The following is a 15,971-nucleotide window of genomic DNA, read 5'->3' on the forward strand; positions in this document are numbered from 1 at the left end:
ATCAAAATAAAACCCACACCTCTAATTTAACAGCCTTCAAAACGAGAATATTTATTTTTTTTTAACTTTGACCCCAAAAAAAATAGGGTTAAACAAAGTATTTTAAAAATGAAAATAGAAAAACGCTGGATTATTTCCTTTATTATGATCAGTGTCGTATGCACAATTGGTGCATTTTGGCCAACAGTAACAGAAAATAGTTATGTTTTATCAGAATTCGGAACAACAGATCATATTGTTCCTGCCGATGTTGCCTGGATGCTTACTTCAAGCTGTTTAGTTTTAATCATGACACCTGGATTATCTTTCTTTTATGGTGGAATGGTAGGAAAGAAAAACGTTATTTCGACTATGCTTCAGAGTTTTATCTGTTTGGGAGTTGTAACACTTTTATGGGTTGTGGTTGCTTTTAGTTTAGCGTTTGGAGAGCCAGTTGGTTTTGGTTCTGGAGATCATTTTTACAGCTTTTTCGGAAATCCGACCACTTTTGCTTTTATGGATTATGTAGGCGTTCTACCTCATAAACAATTGGCAAACACGATTCCGTTTATGCTTTTTGCTTTGTTTCAAATGAAATTTGCGATCATTTGTCCTGCAATCATTACAGGTTCTTTTGCAGAACGTGTTCGTTTTATCTCTTACTTAGTCTTCATTAGTTTATTTACGATTTTCATATATGCTCCTTTATGTCACGCTGTTTGGTATCCAACGGGTGTTTTAGGAAGTTATTTTGGTGTTAAGGATTTCGCAGGAGGAACTGTGGTTCACATGAGTTCCGGTTTTGCAGCTTTGGCAGGTGTTATTGTTTTAGGAAAAAGAAAAAACAGCCAGCATATTCCAACCAATATTCCGTTTGTGTTATTAGGAACTGGAATGCTTTGGTTTGGTTGGTTCGGATTCAACGCTGGATCTGCTCTTGCTGCCAACGGAACAGCCGCTATGGCTTTTGCAACAACCACTACTTCATCGGCTGCTGCTATGTTAACTTGGATTTTCTTCGATAGAATGAACGGAAGAAAAGTTTCTGCTTTAGGTGCTTGTATTGGAGCTGTTGTGGGTCTTGTTGCCATTACTCCAGCCGCAGGATTTATTTCAGTACCAGAAAGTATGTTCTTCGGATTTGTGACGGCTTTGGTTTCTAACACGGCTGTAAACTGTAAATATTCTAAAAGATTTGACGATACTCTTGACGTTTTTGCCTGCCACGGTGTTGGTGGAATTATGGGAATGATTCTTACGGCTATTTTTGCTCACGGCGAAAATGCAAGTTTATTACACGGAGGATGGAATGTTTTCGGACACCATATGATGGCCTTAGTTTTAGTTTCTGTCTTTACTTTCTTCGGAGCTTATTTCTTATTTAAAGTAACGAACTTCATTATTCCATTGAGAGTTTCGGAAGAATCAGAACATATTGGACTGGATTTATCTCAGCACGATGAATCTCTAGATCCAAAAGCACAACCAATTACAGAACCACATTACGGTTAAAAAATATTTTTTTTTCAGCCACGAATTCACGAATTATTTTAAAAATAAAATTCGTGAATTCGTGGCTTTAAAATTTTAAGTACAGATTTGAAAATCTTTTTAATCTTTATAATCTGTGGCAAAAATAAATAAAGTACAATTCGTGAATTCGTAGTGAAAAACATTTAAACCTTCTTAAGCCGTTTCATTCGTTTATATTCCTTAATTTTGCCAAAAATTTTTAAAAGTGGGAAGCAAAAATAAACTTAAAAGATTCAGAGAAAACGAAACATTTCAAAACGTTTTTCAACCAACCAGAGAAGAAGTTGTAGGCGATTTAATGCCTTTAAAAGGAAAATGGAACTCTGACTTCTTTAAAAATGATAATCCTTTAGTTTTAGAGTTAGGATGTGGAAAAGGAGAATATTCTGTTGGATTAGCTGAAAAATACCCAGACAAAAATTTTATCGGAATTGACATTAAAGGTGCTCGTTTTTGGCGTGGTGCTAAAACTGCTGTTGAAGACGGTCTTCATAATGTGGCTTTTGTACGTACTCAAATCGAATTGATCAATCATATTTTTGCCGAAGGCGAAGTAGATGAAATCTGGATTACTTTCCCAGATCCGCAGATCAAATACAAAAGAACGAAACACAGAATGACCAATTCTGAATTCTTGAAATTATACAAAAAGATCCTTAAAAAAGATGGTGTCGTAAACTTAAAAACTGACAGCGAATTTATGCATGGATATACACTTGGTTTACTTCACGGAGAAGGGCACGAAGTTTTATATGCGAACCATAATGTTTACAAAAATGAAGGAAGTCCAGAAGTTGTCACTTCAATTCAGACATTTTATGAGAAACAATATCTAGAAATTAACAAGGCAATTACGTATATTCGTTTCAAAATTAAAGACTAATTTAATTTTGAAAACAACCTTTTAACCACACAAACTGCTGAATGGTATATCTTGCTCCATTACTTTCAGGTTTCATTGCCGCTATTATTGGGATTATTCCTCCGGGATTAATCAACATGACGGCAGCTAAAATAAATCTGAAAGAAGGAAAAAAGAATGCCTTATGGTTTGTTATTGGTGCGGTTCTCGTTATTTTTTTTCAGGTTTATGTTTCGGTTCTTTTTGCAAGAGTTATAGATAATAGACCAGATGTGGTAACCTTGCTGAGAGAAGCTGGTTTTTTTATCTTTTCAATCTTAACGATTTACTTTTTGTTTATTGCCAAAGATCCTAAAACCAAGAAAAAATCGAAGATTAAAAAGAGCAGTAAAAAAAGTCGTTTCTTTTTAGGAATGCTGCTCTCTGGATTAAATTTCTTTCCAATTCCGTATTACGTTGTGGTAAGCGTTACTTTGGCTTCCTATCATCTTTTTGCATTCGAAAACAATATCATTTTTACTTTTGTATTAGGATCTGTTTTGGGATCATTTGCTGCTTTGTACAGTTACATTGCTTTCTTTGGAAGAATCGAAAAGAAAACTGATTACTTAATGCGAAACATGAATACTATAATAGGGACTATTACGGGTGTTATTGCTCTTGTAACACTTTTTAATATTTTAAATTACTATTTCGGTTAATTTTATATCGCCACAAATTAAAAGGATTAAAATGATTTTTTTACTTTGTGATAAAGGTTTTTCACGCAGATTTTGCAGATTTAAGCAGATCTAAAGATTTTTTTGATTTAATTTTAATCTACATGAAACCAATTTTCAAATAATCATTTTAATCTGTGGCAAAAGAATAACTTATGGCTGAGGAAAATTTTTTCGAAAGAGTTTATGTAATCGCAAGACAAATTCCTTACGGAAAAGTAACTTCTTATGGTGCAATTGCAAAAGCTTTAGGAACTGCAAGATCGGCAAGAATGGTTGGCTGGGCCATGAATGCCTGTCATAACATGGATGATGTTCCCGCACATAGAGTCGTAAACCAAAAAGGTCTTTTGACTGGGAAACATCATTTTGACGGAACCAATTTAATGCAGCAATTATTAGAAAACGAAGGAATTAAAGTCGTAGACAATCAGATTGTTGATTTTGAAAAACACTTTTGGAAACCCGAGATTGAATCGTAAAAAACTCTGTATGACTTCCTGCAAGGTTTCCAAAACCTTGTAGATCTATACTCTTCTATTTCTCAAACTAATCTTTAAAATATGATACCTACAAGGTTTTGGAAACCTTGCAGGAGAGCTAAATTTAAATCAAACAAATCACAAAATCGGTTTTTTCGGCATCGGTTTGGTAGCTTAAATAACCGCCGTGTGCTTCAATGATGTTTTTAGAGAGCGTTAAGCCAATTCCTGCGCCATCTTTTCTGGTCGTAAAAAATGGAAGAAAGACTTTATCACGAATTTCAGGATCGACTCCTCTTCCATTATCTGAAATCACAATAAAAAAACGATTGTTTTCAGTATAACTCGAAAGAATCAATTTCTTTTCTGTCTTTTCTTTTAAGGCATGAATACTATTCGTAATCAAATTAATAATTACCTGCTCCATTTGGTTTTTATCTATCATAATCGAACGAGAGCTATGAATTTCATTAATCAATTCAATTCCTTCCGCTTTTATAATCGGATTCATGATTCGGAGACAATCTTCAAACAAAGCATTAATTGGAGTCATTTGTTTGTTTGGTGTTGGAAGCATGGCCAGTTTTCTGTAATTCTCCACAAAAACCTGCAAGTGGTCACTTCTGTTTATAATGGTCGAAATACTGCTTTTAATATCTTCAAAATCGTCTTCTTCTAATTTATCCTGATCGACAATATGAAGAAGATTCTGCGAAAGCGCACGAATCGGCGTTAGCGAATTCATTAATTCATGTGAAATAATTTTCATTAAATTAATCCAAGCTTCTTTTTCTTTTTTCTCAATTACACGCTGAATACTGTCTAATAGAATGATGAAATATTCTTTGTTATAAGTTTGTGTACGCGAAGTCTGAAGCATAAAAGTCTGCAGATCCTGATCTTCTATTTTAATCGAAATTGCGGTTTTAAGTTCTGCAAAATCAACATTTTCTATTTCGTTGCAAAGTACAGGAAGATAATTTTTTAGGTATTTCCAATGACCAACTTTAGGGACTTTAAAGAGATTTGAAAAGCAGTCATTCATGATAAAAATCGACCAAGAATCGTTTTCTTTTTCTAAAATTAAAGCAGCAGTGTCAATACTATTTAAAATCGATTGATAAATTAACTCTTTGGAGATCTGCTCTTGTCTCTGAACTTTTAAGGTGTCATACAAACGATACAAGCTATTGAAATTGTCTTTCTTATGTTCTTCTGGAAAATAGGTTGAAAAGTCATCATGTAATATTGAATCGATGGTTTTATCATAGAATAATAATTGGCTTTTGACAAAAAAGTACATTTCAAAAAGGAAGACCAAAACAAAGAAACCAACCAAAAGCGCATTGAATCGAAATCCTTTGTACAACAACAAAACGCTGCCAAGAAAGAGCGCTATTACAAACAGAACCCTCATAAATAGTGCGTTATAAAACTTCCAATTCTTCATGTTTATTTTCTTTTAGCCACAGATTAAAAGGATTAATAGGATTATATTTTCTGTCTGTTCAATTCAAATAAAATACACAACGCTAAAAAATCATTCTAATCCTTTTAATCTGTGGCAAAACTTAATTTACGTTTAATTCTTCAGATCGTACTTTTCAATTCTGCGGTATAAAGCTGCTCTCGATAATCCCAATTCCTCAGCTGTTTTACTGATGTTACCGTTGTGCTTGAATAAGGCTTTTTCGATAGCACCTTTTTCCATTTCTGATAAAGGATTTTCATCGTTTTCTTGAATTTCTTCAAAGTCCAAAATATCTAAATCCAATACAGAAATTGTATTATTTTCGGCCAAAATTAAAGCACGTTCGATTTTGTTTTCCATTTCACGAACATTTCCTTTCCATGGATATCTTTCTAAATAAGGAGCTGCATTTTCTTCAAAATGCCAATTTTCTTGATTGTATTTTTGGGCTATTTGCTCGAGAATAAAATTGGCCATGGGTACAATATCATCTTTTCGTTCTCTTAAGGAAGGCAGATTAATTTCCATTGTATTGATTCGATAAAGCAAATCTTCACGGAAAGTCTTATTTTTTACTTCGGTTTTAATGTCGCTGTTTGTGGCTGCAATCACACGAACATTCAAAGGTCTTGGTTTGCTCTCTCCCAAACGTGTCACGGTTTTGGTCTGTAAAACATGAAGCAATTTGGCTTGCAAATGCAACGGAATATTTCCGATTTCATCTAAAAAAATGGTTCCGTTTGCAGCATTTTCAAAACGGCCGGGAGTGTCAATTTTGGCATCGGTAAAAGCACCTTTAGCATAACCGAAAAGTTCACTTTCGAATAAATTATCACTTAAAGATCCCAAATCTACATGTACAAAAGGCTGATTTTTTCTTTCGGAATGCTGCTGAATAAACTCCGCAAAAACATATTTTCCTGTTCCGTTTTCACCTAAAATCAGAACGTTTGCATCGGTTCTCGCTACTTTTTCGGCAATAGAATAAGCTTGTTTTATTTTGGCAGAAGTTCCAACGAAATATTTCTTTTCAGATTTGCCGTCATTTTCAACAGCTGTTTTTTTACTGTTTTTTCTGCTTTCGACAACTGCTTTATCAATCGTTTCCAGTAATTTTTCATTATTCCATGGCTTTAAAACATAATCAAAAGCGCCAATTTTGATGCTTTCTACTGCTGTTTCTATTTTGCCAAAAGCTGTCATTAAAATTACAATTGTATTTGGCGAAAGCGTTTTAATTTCTTTCAACCAATGAATTCCTTCGCGCCCGTCTTCAAAACCAATTCGATAATTCATATCCAGCAAAACCACATTTATTTCATTTTCGGCCAAGATTGAAATGATTTTTTTAGGATTATTTTCTGTAAAAATCGTTTCAAAATGTTTTTTGAGAATCATTTTTGCCGAAAAAAGAATTTCTTCCTGATCGTCAACTATTAATATTTGGGCTTGTTTTTTTCGCATAAGATATTTTTTCTGTCCGCTTCCGAACGGTCAACTGTTCATTATCGAACACTACTTTTTTTAAGAGGCTTTAAAACACTCTTTAAAATCAACACTTTACAAATAATAATTTTTATGGCACAGTATTTACCTATTGATTATCAGCAAAATATTAAAAAAATGGACAAGATAATTCCTCGTAAAAATAAAAAATTTAGATATCTCACAATAGCAATCGTTGCTTTTTTAGTTTTAGTGATTATCGTCGTTTTTGCATTTAATACTAAACGAACTTTAAATGTAAAGACTGAGGAAATCACAATCCAAAAAGCAGAAAAAGCTTTTTTTGAAGATTTCGTTGTTTTTCAGGCAAAAGTTGAGCCATTAAACGTAATGCTTGTAAATGTAACCGAAGGTGGTTCTGTAAAAGAAATTTTTGTGGAAAATGGCGCCATGGTTACCAAAGGACAATCTCTTGCTCGCTTATACAATCCAAATACAGAATTGAATTACCTAACGCAAGAAACCGCTATTATCGAGCAGATCAACAATTTAAATACAGGAAAATTAAATATCAGAAACCAAGAATTAAACTTAACCAAAGATTTTGTCCTGATTGAGCACGATTATAACGACGCCAAAAGATTATACGATGTAAATGCTAAACTTTTTGCTAAAGATGTAATCTCCAAAAACGACTGGAACACTTTTAAAGAAAGTCTTCGCTTTCAGGAAGAACGTAAAAAAACCATTCAACAAAGCATTCAAAAAGAAAAACAAAGCAATCAGGTTCAGATTTCTCAAATTAACCGCTCGATTCAGACAATGGAAAAGAGTTTGGAAATCCTTAGAAACAACAAAAAGAATTTCTTGATTACAGCACCCGAAACGGGAAGATTAACTTCTTTTGAAGCAGTATTAGGTCAAAATTTTCAGGCAGGTCAAAGCATTGGTAAAATCGATTCTAAAAAAGGCTACAAACTTTCTGCCGATGTAGATGAATTTTATCTGGAAAAAGTGAGAGAAGGCTTAAAAGGCCAAGTTGAATTTAAAGGTAAAAATCTTGAAGTTTTGGTTACCAAAGTAATACCGGAAGTAAAAGGCGGACATTTTACGGTTGAACTAGTTTTTACTTCTAAAGAAGAAATTGCTTTACAAGATGGACTCAGCTTTGGCGTTAAACTAATTTTATCTGAAAAAAACAAAACATTAGTAATTCCAAAAGGAAGTTTTAATCAGGAAGCTGCAGGAAAATGGATTTTTGTAGTAAAAGGAAATAAAGCCGAAAGAAGAAACATAAAATTAGGACGTGAAAATCCTTCTTATTATGAAGTTCTGGAAGGCTTAAAAGAAGGCGAATCTGTCATTACTTCTTCTTACTCGGATTATAAAGACATTGAAGAGCTTTCGCTTCAGCAACAATAAACACAAAAAAAAAGAAATACCTACAAGGTTTTAAAAACCTTGCAGGAAAGACATCAATCATCAATCAAAAAACGATTTTAGTAACATTTCAAAACCTTAAAAAATTATGATCACTATTCAGAATTTAACCAAAGTTTTTAGAACAGAAGAAATAGAAACTGCTGCTTTGAGCGGTATCAATTTAGAAATAAAAAAAGGAGATTTCTTAACCATCATGGGGCCTTCGGGCTGTGGAAAATCGACTTTATTGAATATCATCGGACTCTTGGACAGCGCAAACGATGGAAGCTACAAATTGCTTGACCAAGAAATGATTGGTCTAAAAGAAAAAGGAAGAGCAAAAGTGAGAAAAGAAAATATTGGTTTCATTTTTCAGAACTTCAACCTGATCGACGAACTTTCCGTTTACGACAATATCGAATTACCACTTCTTTACAACAATGTAAAAGCTTCTGAAAGAAAGCAAAAAATCGAAGCTATTGCAGAGAAATTGAATATCTCACATCGTTTGAAACATTTTCCGCAACAACTTTCAGGAGGACAACAACAGAGAGTTGCCGTTGCAAGAGCTTTAGTTAATGACCCAAAAATTATTCTGGCCGATGAGCCGACTGGAAACTTAGACAGTAAAAATGGTAATGAAGTAATGGAACTTTTAACCGATTTACACGCTAAAGGCGCTACAATTTTGATGGTTACCCACTCTGATTATGATGCTTCTTTTTCGCAGAGAACCATTCATATGAAAGACGGAGTTATATTTTCTGAAAAGTTAAATCAACGAAATGTTGATGTTTTTATGGACGCTAAATAATTAAATGATGATTAAAATTATTGTTACGGCACTCATAGTTCTGGTAGAACTTGTCTGCAAAATATTTACAATTCTTTAAAACCAAAACGGTTTCTAAAACTGCCATATTAACTAATAAAAGTATACATCAAAATGATTTTTAACTGGTTTAAAATATTTATATATCATTTAAGACAAAGCAAATTGTTTTCGTTTTTAAATGTTTTAGGACTCAGCATCGGAATTGCTTCTGTCATTTTTGCTATTCTATATTGGAATAACGAGCATGCTTATGATCAATGGAATCCAGGAAAAGAAAAGATTTATCAAGTCTTGAATAAAATTGGAGCAACGGGAGATATCTGGGCATCAAATTCGATTCCGTTTGGAGAAACTTGTAAAACTACAATCCCCGAGATTGAAAAAGTATGCTTTTTTAATAGCTGGTATGATGAAGATATCATCAAATATCAGGGGCAAAAATTACTGGTGAAAGATATTATGATTTCAGATGAGAATTTCTTTGATTTCTTTCCTTTTGAGATCGTAAATGGCGCTAAACAAAACATTTTAAAAGAGAAAAATAGTGTTGCTATTTCTGATGAACAAGCAAAACTTCTTTTCAAGAATGAAGATCCTATAGGTAAATCCATTTCATTCAACAACTTAACTTTTACTGTAAAGGCTGTTTATCGTATTACCACACCTTCTTCTATTGAACCATCGTATGTTTTTAGCGGTATCAGAAAAGATAGCGACGCAAATAGCTGGGGAAATTTTAATTACGGTTTATTAGTAAAAATTAAAGACGGCGCAAGCCCAGATGTTGTTTTAAAGAAAATGCAAAATGTAAATTTTGTCAACCGAACATTAAAAGATGCCAAAGAAAGCGGACAAACTGTAGAACAATATGTAAAAGAAAATGGTGAAATTAAAGTTATTATTGACCAATTAAAAACAGCTCGTTTACATGGTACAAAAAGCTCTGGAGGCCAAAATTTTCCTGAAGGAATTGGTAATTTGAAACTTTTATATATCATGGTTGGTTTGTCTATCCTGATTTTAGTTTTATCATTGGTTAACTATATTAATCTAGCAACTGCCTCTGCTATTAAACGTGCTAAAGAAGTTGGCGTTCGCAAAATTGTAGGAGCTTCAAAAAGCCAAATTATCAGACAGTTCATTTTTGAAACTGCAATAATTGTTACCCTAGCGATTTTGTTTGCTTTAGCAATTGTAGAGCTTTCTTTACCTTATTACAACACTTTTTTGAAGAAAACTTTGACTATGAATGGCAGTGAATTTTACCTGCAGCTCATTTTAATATTTGGATTAGTAATCATTCTTGCGGGTATTTTCCCTGCCATTTATATCTCAAATTTCGAAACTTTAAAAGTTTTAAAAGGTAACTTTTCAAGAAGTAAAAGCGGTATCTGGATTCGTAATTCCATGCTAATTTTTCAATTCGGAGTTGCCGCATTCTTTATTATCGGAGCACTGATTGTAAATTCTCAAGTAGATTATATGATGAATAAAGATCTTGGTTTTAGTGGCGACCAAGTAATTTCGATTCCTTTTAATACGATAGACAGAAGTAAAAGAACACAAGAATATTTAATTGCAAAACAAGAAATACAGAAAATATCAGGAGTTGTAAATGTTTCTACTTTTGCAGGCACTTTTGGAAACAACAGCGGTTCCAGTTCTGGATTTACACATAATGGCATTTTTGTACAGCCAAAAAATATTGAAATGGATTATGGCTTCCTTGACATGATGAAGATTAAAGTAGTTAAAGGACGTGATTTGTCTCCTCAATTCGCTTCTGACACCGTAAGCAGTATGTTAATCAATGAAACACTTGCTAAAACATTAAACCTGAAAAACCCAGTTAATACAATCATAACTTCTGGGTGGAGTATAGGCGACGGAAATCTGAAATTTAAAATTGTGGGAGTTGTAAAAGATTTCAATTTAATGGGGTTGCAAAATAAAATTCCTCCAATGGTTTTTATAAACTTGAGCACTTTAAAATGGAATAACTTTAATAATGTGCTGGTAAAGGTTTCTCCAGATAATTTAACAGAAACGTTAGAAAAATTGAAATTATATTGGGAGAAAAACGTAAATCCAGATTATCCTTTTGACTATCAATTTGTTGACAAAGGTTTTGCAAAAACTTATGAAGAGCAAATCAAGCAAAAAAACCTATTTTTTATCTTAAATTTGGTCGTAATTATAATTGCAATCTTCGGATTGTTCGCTTTGGCATCATTTTCGATGGAGAGAAGATTGAAAGAAATAGCCATTAGAAAAACATTAGGAGCAGAAACTGATATTTTATTGAAAGAATTATCAAAACAGTATATTATTTTCTGTTTGATAGGATTTGGAATCGGGATTGTTCCTGCTTATATATTATTACAAAAATGGCTTGAGGATTTTGCTTTTAGAATTGGAATATCATCCGTTCCTTTTGGTATTGCATTGATCTCACTTTTGTTTCTGACTTTATTAATTGTCTTAACGAAAGCATTTCAGGTAACCAAAATAGACGTTTTAAAATATTTAAAATACGAATAAGCTTGTAGACCATTTTTTTTAGAACCCGACAGATTGTATTTTTAAATCTGCCGGGTTTTTTATTTTTTATTTATTTCATGGTTACAGAATCTGAATAAAGAAGTTTATCCAAACTTTCGTCTCGGCTATACACGTCTGGGAAAAAGTTAATTTCGCCATTATCCTGAACCCAAGCTGTAAAATAACCTATATAAACTGGGATTTTATGTTTCAACATACAAGTTGTTTCTTTTTCACCGCTCATCGCTTTATCAATTTTATCTACCGGCCAGTCTGGATCATCTTTTAAAATAGCCAATGCCAGATTTTTTGCTTCTTTTACATTAATACAGCCATGACTAAAAGTACGGTTTTCAAACTCGAACAAACTCTTCGCTGGCGTATCGTGCATATAAATATCATTTGGATTTGGAAACATAAATTTCACCAATCCTAATGAGTTTTTAGGCCCTGGTTTCTGTCTTACTTTCCCGCCGTTCCATTCCATATTATGATCTGCTAGATAATTTTTATCTCTTGCGATCTGGAGCTTCAATTCGTTTTGAATAATACTGTTTGGCACATACCAATACGGACTGAAAACAATTCTATCCATCATACCGCTAAATATTACGGTTTCACTGAGTCTGTTCCCTACAAAAATATCCGAAACGAGCGCATATTTTCCATCTTTCACATAAAACATTCTAAACGACGGAATATTCACCATTACATATTCGCTGGCTTTGGATAAATTGGTCGGAATCCATCTGCATCTTTCCATATTCAGCATTATGGTTTTAATTCTTTTGCCAATTGGTTCATTCATTTGATTGATGTGATCTCGCGTTATGGCATAATTTATTTTAAGATTGTATCGTTTTTTATAATTTAAAACTCCGGCCATTAACTCCTCATCATATATATCGCTTTGAGAATCACGTTTAAGATCTCCCTCCACAAACAAACGATTTCTAATTTGTTTTATGGCAACGGCAGTATCATCTGGTCTTAAGTCTTTATAATTAAGACTGTCAATCGTAATTTTCTGCCAAAGATTGTCGGTTTCTATTTTACGGAATTTCTTTAAGGCATCTTTCAGTTTATAATATTGGCTAAACATAAGATTATCATCTTCATTTAATCGATTGGCATCGACAAGTAAAGAATCTAAAATTTTAGAATACGAAATACTTTTAGCAGGCAAATACCATCCTATTTTCTTTAAAGTAGCGGGATCTACGCCAGAATAAACATTGCTCGCATAAAAAATATACATGCTGGTTAAGAGTAATTCGGTATCCAATTGAGGCGGTTCAATGTTATCACTTTCATTAAATGCCTGATCAATCACCTCTTTATAAGGCATTTCACTGTTGATCCCCTGATCTTTGAGCACATTTACTTTCTGATACAATAATGCTCCAAATTCAGTGATGCTTTTATCATCATACCAAATCGATTTGTATTGCTTGGTTTTGTAAAGATCCTCAACGTCTTTCTGATATTTTTTGAGCTTGGGATATTTTTTAAAGAAAGCGTTTATCGATGCTGCATCGATAGTAATTGCAGTAACATATTTAGTGTTTATTGATGCTTCTTTGCTTTTTGTTTTGACTGGAAATGAATGAAATGAAAATGCAAAAAAGCTGACTGCAATAATAATTGTAGAAAAAGTAAAATTTCGCATATTTTTAAAGTTTAAGTGATAGAAAATAACTTTTGAAAAAAATACGGAAAACCCAATAAAGATTCCGGAAAAATAAGTTTTCACATACTTTTTTAATAACTGGAAACCATCAATTTGGGTACTCAAATATAGCGAAGTTTTATGAGAATCCTTTTTAAAAAGGAAGAAATTTTATACAAAAACATAAATACACTTCAAACTAAAAATTTGTTATAATTAGAATTGTTAGAGTAAAATTTAAGCTAAAAATGTCTAAAAAATCATTCTAACATAATTTTGAATAATCTCTATATCAATAATTACAATTCAAAATCGCTTAATTCCGAACTTAATCTGTTATCTTTGCACCCTGAATTCGGTTTAAATAAGTATAATCTTTAAAAAACTGATTTCTAAGAATAGAAAAATAGCCCAATTACAATGAAACTAGATAGAAAAGAAATTCTGAAAGCATTAGAAACCATTACTATTGCTGGAGAAGGAAAAAATATGGTTGAAAGCGGCGCTGTAACCAATGTGATTACTTTTGGCGATGAAGCTGTTGTTGACCTTGTATTGCATACTCCTGCAATGCACATCAAAAAAAGAGCAGAAGACGATATTAAGAAAACAATTCACGAATTAATATCTCCTGATGCAAAAGTTAAAGTAAATATTAAAGTAGAATCTCCAGAGAAACCTGAAATTAAAGGTCGTGCAATTCCTGGAATCAAAAATATTATTGCTGTTGCTTCTGGAAAAGGTGGAGTAGGAAAATCTACTGTAACAGCAAATTTAGCGGTAACGCTTGCAAAAATGGGCTTTAAAGTTGGTGTTTTGGATGCTGATATTTATGGTCCTTCAATGCCGATTATGTTCGATGTTGAAAACGAAAAACCAGTTTCTATCACAGTTGACGGAAAATCAAAAATGAAACCTATTGAAAGCTACGAAATCAAAATGCTTTCTATCGGATTCTTTACTGCTCCAAGTCAAGCAGTAATCTGGAGAGGTCCAATGGCTGCAAAAGCATTAAACCAAATGATTTTTGATGCAGATTGGGGAGAATTGGATTTCATGCTTCTTGATTTACCTCCTGGAACTGGAGATATTCACTTATCTATCATGCAGTCACTTCCTATTACCGGAGCGGTAGTAGTAAGTACGCCACAAGCCGTAGCTTTAGCAGATGCTAAAAAAGGAGTGGCAATGTTTATGCAGGATAATATCAATGTTCCTGTTCTAGGAATTATTGAAAACATGGCATACTTTACGCCAGAAGAATTACCTGAAAATAAATATTATATCTTTGGACAAGAAGGTGCTAAAAACTTGGCACAAGATTTAGAAGTTCCATTTTTAGGAGAAGTTCCAATTGTACAATCTATTCGTGAGGCTGGAGATTACGGTCGTCCGGCAGCATTACAAACTGCTTCACCAATAGAAAAAGTATTTGAGGAAATTACTCGTAATGTGGTGCAGGAAACCGTAAACAGAAACGAAAGTTTACCAGCAACTGAAGCCATTAAAATTACAACTATGGCGGGTTGTTCAGCAGTTAAAAAAAATTAAATAATTAGATAATGAGATAATACGTCAAGGAGATAGTTATCTAATTGACACATTTTCACAATTGACACATTAATTATGACAACAGAAGAATTAACAAATAATGTTTTATTGGCCTTAGACGAGATAAGACCATTTTTGAAATCAGACGGTGGAGATATTTCATTGATTTCGATTGAAGATGATAAACATGTAAAAGTTCGCTTAGAAGGAGCTTGCATTAGCTGCAGCGTTAATCAAATGACTTTGAAAGCCGGAGTTGAAACCACAATAAAAAAATATGCACCACAAATTGAAACTGTGGTAAATATCATGTAAACAATTTAATTGTTTTCGACTTTGTGTTTTCCGCATTTAGATAAAAATTCTGGCATTTAGAATTAATGCTTCCGAAAGTCTTTTTCATTGATATTGCATTATAATAAGCCAAAAACAGAAATCGAAAAGTTAAAATTAATTATAAGAATTTGAACACGTTTTCAAATTCTAAAAATAAAATTCCAATACTAAAAAATGGATGTATTAATAAAGATTAAAGATCGAGAAGGAGTTATACACGAATTACAGGCTCCTACTGATATGGCAATGAATATAATGGAGTTATGCAAAGCATACGAACTTCCTGTTGAAGGAACTTGTGGCGGAATGGCCATGTGCGCTTCCTGCCAATGTTATGTTCTAAATGATGTTGCATTACCAGAAATGGGAGACGATGAAGAAGCAATGCTTTCTGAAGCATTTTATGTAAAGTCTAATAGTCGTTTAGGGTGTCAAATTCCAATTACTGAAGATTTAGAAGGATTGGAGTTAGAATTGGCTCCAGAATACTAAAATATAAAAAAGCGAGAATTTTTGATTCTCGCTTTTTCTATTTATATGCACACCCGACAGATTTTAAAAATCTGTCGGGTTTCTTATGTAAAGTATCTTTATTCCGCTATTAATTCCTTTATGTTTTCAGCCACTTTTTCCAATGCTCCAGTTTCATGATACCAGAAGTAAATTGATTCACTCAACTTTTTGCTGTCATTATCCATCGGAATAAGAACTAATTGATCGCCGCAGCAATTGCTTGCAATAGCAATTGCTGTGGAGGGAAAGTTATTCCATTTTCTCGCCTGTTTCGTTTCTAAAACGATATGATTACAAGTTCTGCTTATTCTTTTTTTATCAGTCTGATCAAAAAAAGGATATAAATTCCAATCATCATATTCTGTTGCAGCCTCTCCTCCATTCTCCTTTATCATTTTTTCTTTGAATAAAGGCGGAAATTGAACCTCTAATTGTTCTTCGGCTTCAATTATATATTTGGCATCTACTGGAAACGGCATAAATTTTTAATTTATATTAATCTAACAAAAGTAACCTTAAATTGATTAACCACATTGTTAAACCCGACAGGTTTTGAAAACCTGTCGGGTTCCTTGTAAAATTATACACCTATAATTAATCAAAAAAACCGTA

Annotated in this window: 14 protein-coding genes; 10 read left to right on the forward strand and 4 right to left on the reverse strand. The window is 33.0% G+C overall.

Features of this window, described 5'->3' with window-relative positions; genetic code table 11:
• Positions 1-108: 108 nt before the first annotated feature.
• From GSY47_RS18205 to GSY47_RS18220, 4 genes are all read left to right on the forward strand, one after another.
• The gene (locus GSY47_RS18205; RefSeq protein ID WP_179003930.1) at positions 109-1,491 is read left to right on the forward strand and encodes an ammonium transporter; all 1,383 of its coding nucleotides are present in this window, start codon (positions 109-111) and stop codon (positions 1,489-1,491) included.
• Positions 1,492-1,717: 226 nt separating this feature from the next.
• A complete protein-coding gene (gene trmB, locus GSY47_RS18210) occupies positions 1,718-2,395 on the forward strand; it encodes a tRNA (guanosine(46)-N7)-methyltransferase TrmB (RefSeq protein WP_144215838.1) in 678 nt (225 codons plus the stop codon).
• 41 nt (positions 2,396-2,436) lie between these two features.
• Positions 2,437-3,075: a LysE family transporter gene (locus tag GSY47_RS18215; protein ID WP_179003929.1), complete on the forward strand. Its 639-nt coding sequence runs from the start codon at positions 2,437-2,439 to the stop codon at positions 3,073-3,075.
• Between the two features lie 173 nt (positions 3,076-3,248).
• Positions 3,249-3,575: an MGMT family protein gene (locus GSY47_RS18220; RefSeq protein ID WP_179003928.1), complete on the forward strand. Its 327-nt coding sequence runs from the start codon at positions 3,249-3,251 to the stop codon at positions 3,573-3,575.
• 124 nt (positions 3,576-3,699) lie between these two features.
• Here GSY47_RS18220 and GSY47_RS18225 read toward each other — a convergent pair whose 3' ends face one another.
• Positions 3,700-5,025, reverse strand: a complete 1,326-nt coding sequence (locus tag GSY47_RS18225; RefSeq protein WP_179003927.1) for a sensor histidine kinase — start codon at positions 5,023-5,025, stop codon at positions 3,700-3,702.
• Positions 5,026-5,157: 132 nt separating this feature from the next.
• Positions 5,158-6,510, reverse strand: a complete 1,353-nt coding sequence (locus tag GSY47_RS18230) for a sigma-54-dependent transcriptional regulator (RefSeq protein WP_179003926.1) — start codon at positions 6,508-6,510, stop codon at positions 5,158-5,160.
• Between the two features lie 114 nt (positions 6,511-6,624).
• Between GSY47_RS18230 and GSY47_RS18235 the strand changes: the two genes are divergently transcribed.
• The 3 genes from GSY47_RS18235 (at position 6,625) to GSY47_RS18245 (ending at position 11,290) form a co-directional block, all read left to right on the forward strand.
• The gene (locus GSY47_RS18235; RefSeq protein WP_317197940.1) at positions 6,625-7,914 is read left to right on the forward strand and encodes an efflux RND transporter periplasmic adaptor subunit; all 1,290 of its coding nucleotides are present in this window, start codon (positions 6,625-6,627) and stop codon (positions 7,912-7,914) included.
• A gap of 106 nt (positions 7,915-8,020) precedes the next feature.
• Positions 8,021-8,728 carry an ABC transporter ATP-binding protein gene (locus GSY47_RS18240; protein WP_135221442.1) on the forward strand — a complete coding sequence of 236 codons (708 nt, stop codon included), beginning with the start codon at positions 8,021-8,023 and terminating at the stop codon, positions 8,726-8,728.
• A 132-nt stretch (positions 8,729-8,860) separates the two neighbouring features.
• Positions 8,861-11,290 (forward strand): ABC transporter permease, encoded by a 2,430-nt coding sequence (locus GSY47_RS18245; protein ID WP_179003925.1) that lies wholly within the window; start codon positions 8,861-8,863, stop codon positions 11,288-11,290.
• A gap of 70 nt (positions 11,291-11,360) precedes the next feature.
• Here the strand turns inward: GSY47_RS18245 and GSY47_RS18250 are convergent, their stop codons facing one another.
• Positions 11,361-12,959, reverse strand: a complete 1,599-nt coding sequence (locus GSY47_RS18250; protein WP_179003924.1) for a L,D-transpeptidase family protein — start codon at positions 12,957-12,959, stop codon at positions 11,361-11,363.
• A gap of 420 nt (positions 12,960-13,379) precedes the next feature.
• On the opposite strand from GSY47_RS18250, the gene GSY47_RS18255 reads away from it, so the two are divergent.
• The 3 genes from GSY47_RS18255 to GSY47_RS18265 all read left to right on the forward strand — a co-directional run bounded on the left by GSY47_RS18255 (position 13,380) and on the right by GSY47_RS18265 (position 15,338).
• Positions 13,380-14,510: an Mrp/NBP35 family ATP-binding protein gene (locus GSY47_RS18255; protein ID WP_109191476.1), complete on the forward strand. Its 1,131-nt coding sequence runs from the start codon at positions 13,380-13,382 to the stop codon at positions 14,508-14,510.
• A gap of 75 nt (positions 14,511-14,585) precedes the next feature.
• On the forward strand, positions 14,586-14,825 hold the full coding sequence (locus GSY47_RS18260; RefSeq protein ID WP_057116000.1) for a NifU family protein: 240 nt from the start codon (positions 14,586-14,588) through the stop codon (positions 14,823-14,825).
• Between the two features lie 195 nt (positions 14,826-15,020).
• Complete coding sequence (locus GSY47_RS18265; protein ID WP_091490641.1) at positions 15,021-15,338, forward strand: 2Fe-2S iron-sulfur cluster-binding family protein; 318 nt, start codon at positions 15,021-15,023, stop codon at positions 15,336-15,338.
• A gap of 98 nt (positions 15,339-15,436) precedes the next feature.
• On the opposite strand, the gene GSY47_RS18270 is transcribed toward GSY47_RS18265, so the two are convergent.
• The gene (locus tag GSY47_RS18270; RefSeq protein WP_179003923.1) at positions 15,437-15,838 is read right to left on the reverse strand and encodes an SMI1/KNR4 family protein; all 402 of its coding nucleotides are present in this window, start codon (positions 15,836-15,838) and stop codon (positions 15,437-15,439) included.
• Positions 15,839-15,971: the final 133 nt, after the last annotated feature.

The organism is Flavobacterium quisquiliarum (assembly GCF_019308285.1).
Lineage (GTDB): Bacteria > Bacteroidota > Bacteroidia > Flavobacteriales > Flavobacteriaceae > Flavobacterium > Flavobacterium quisquiliarum.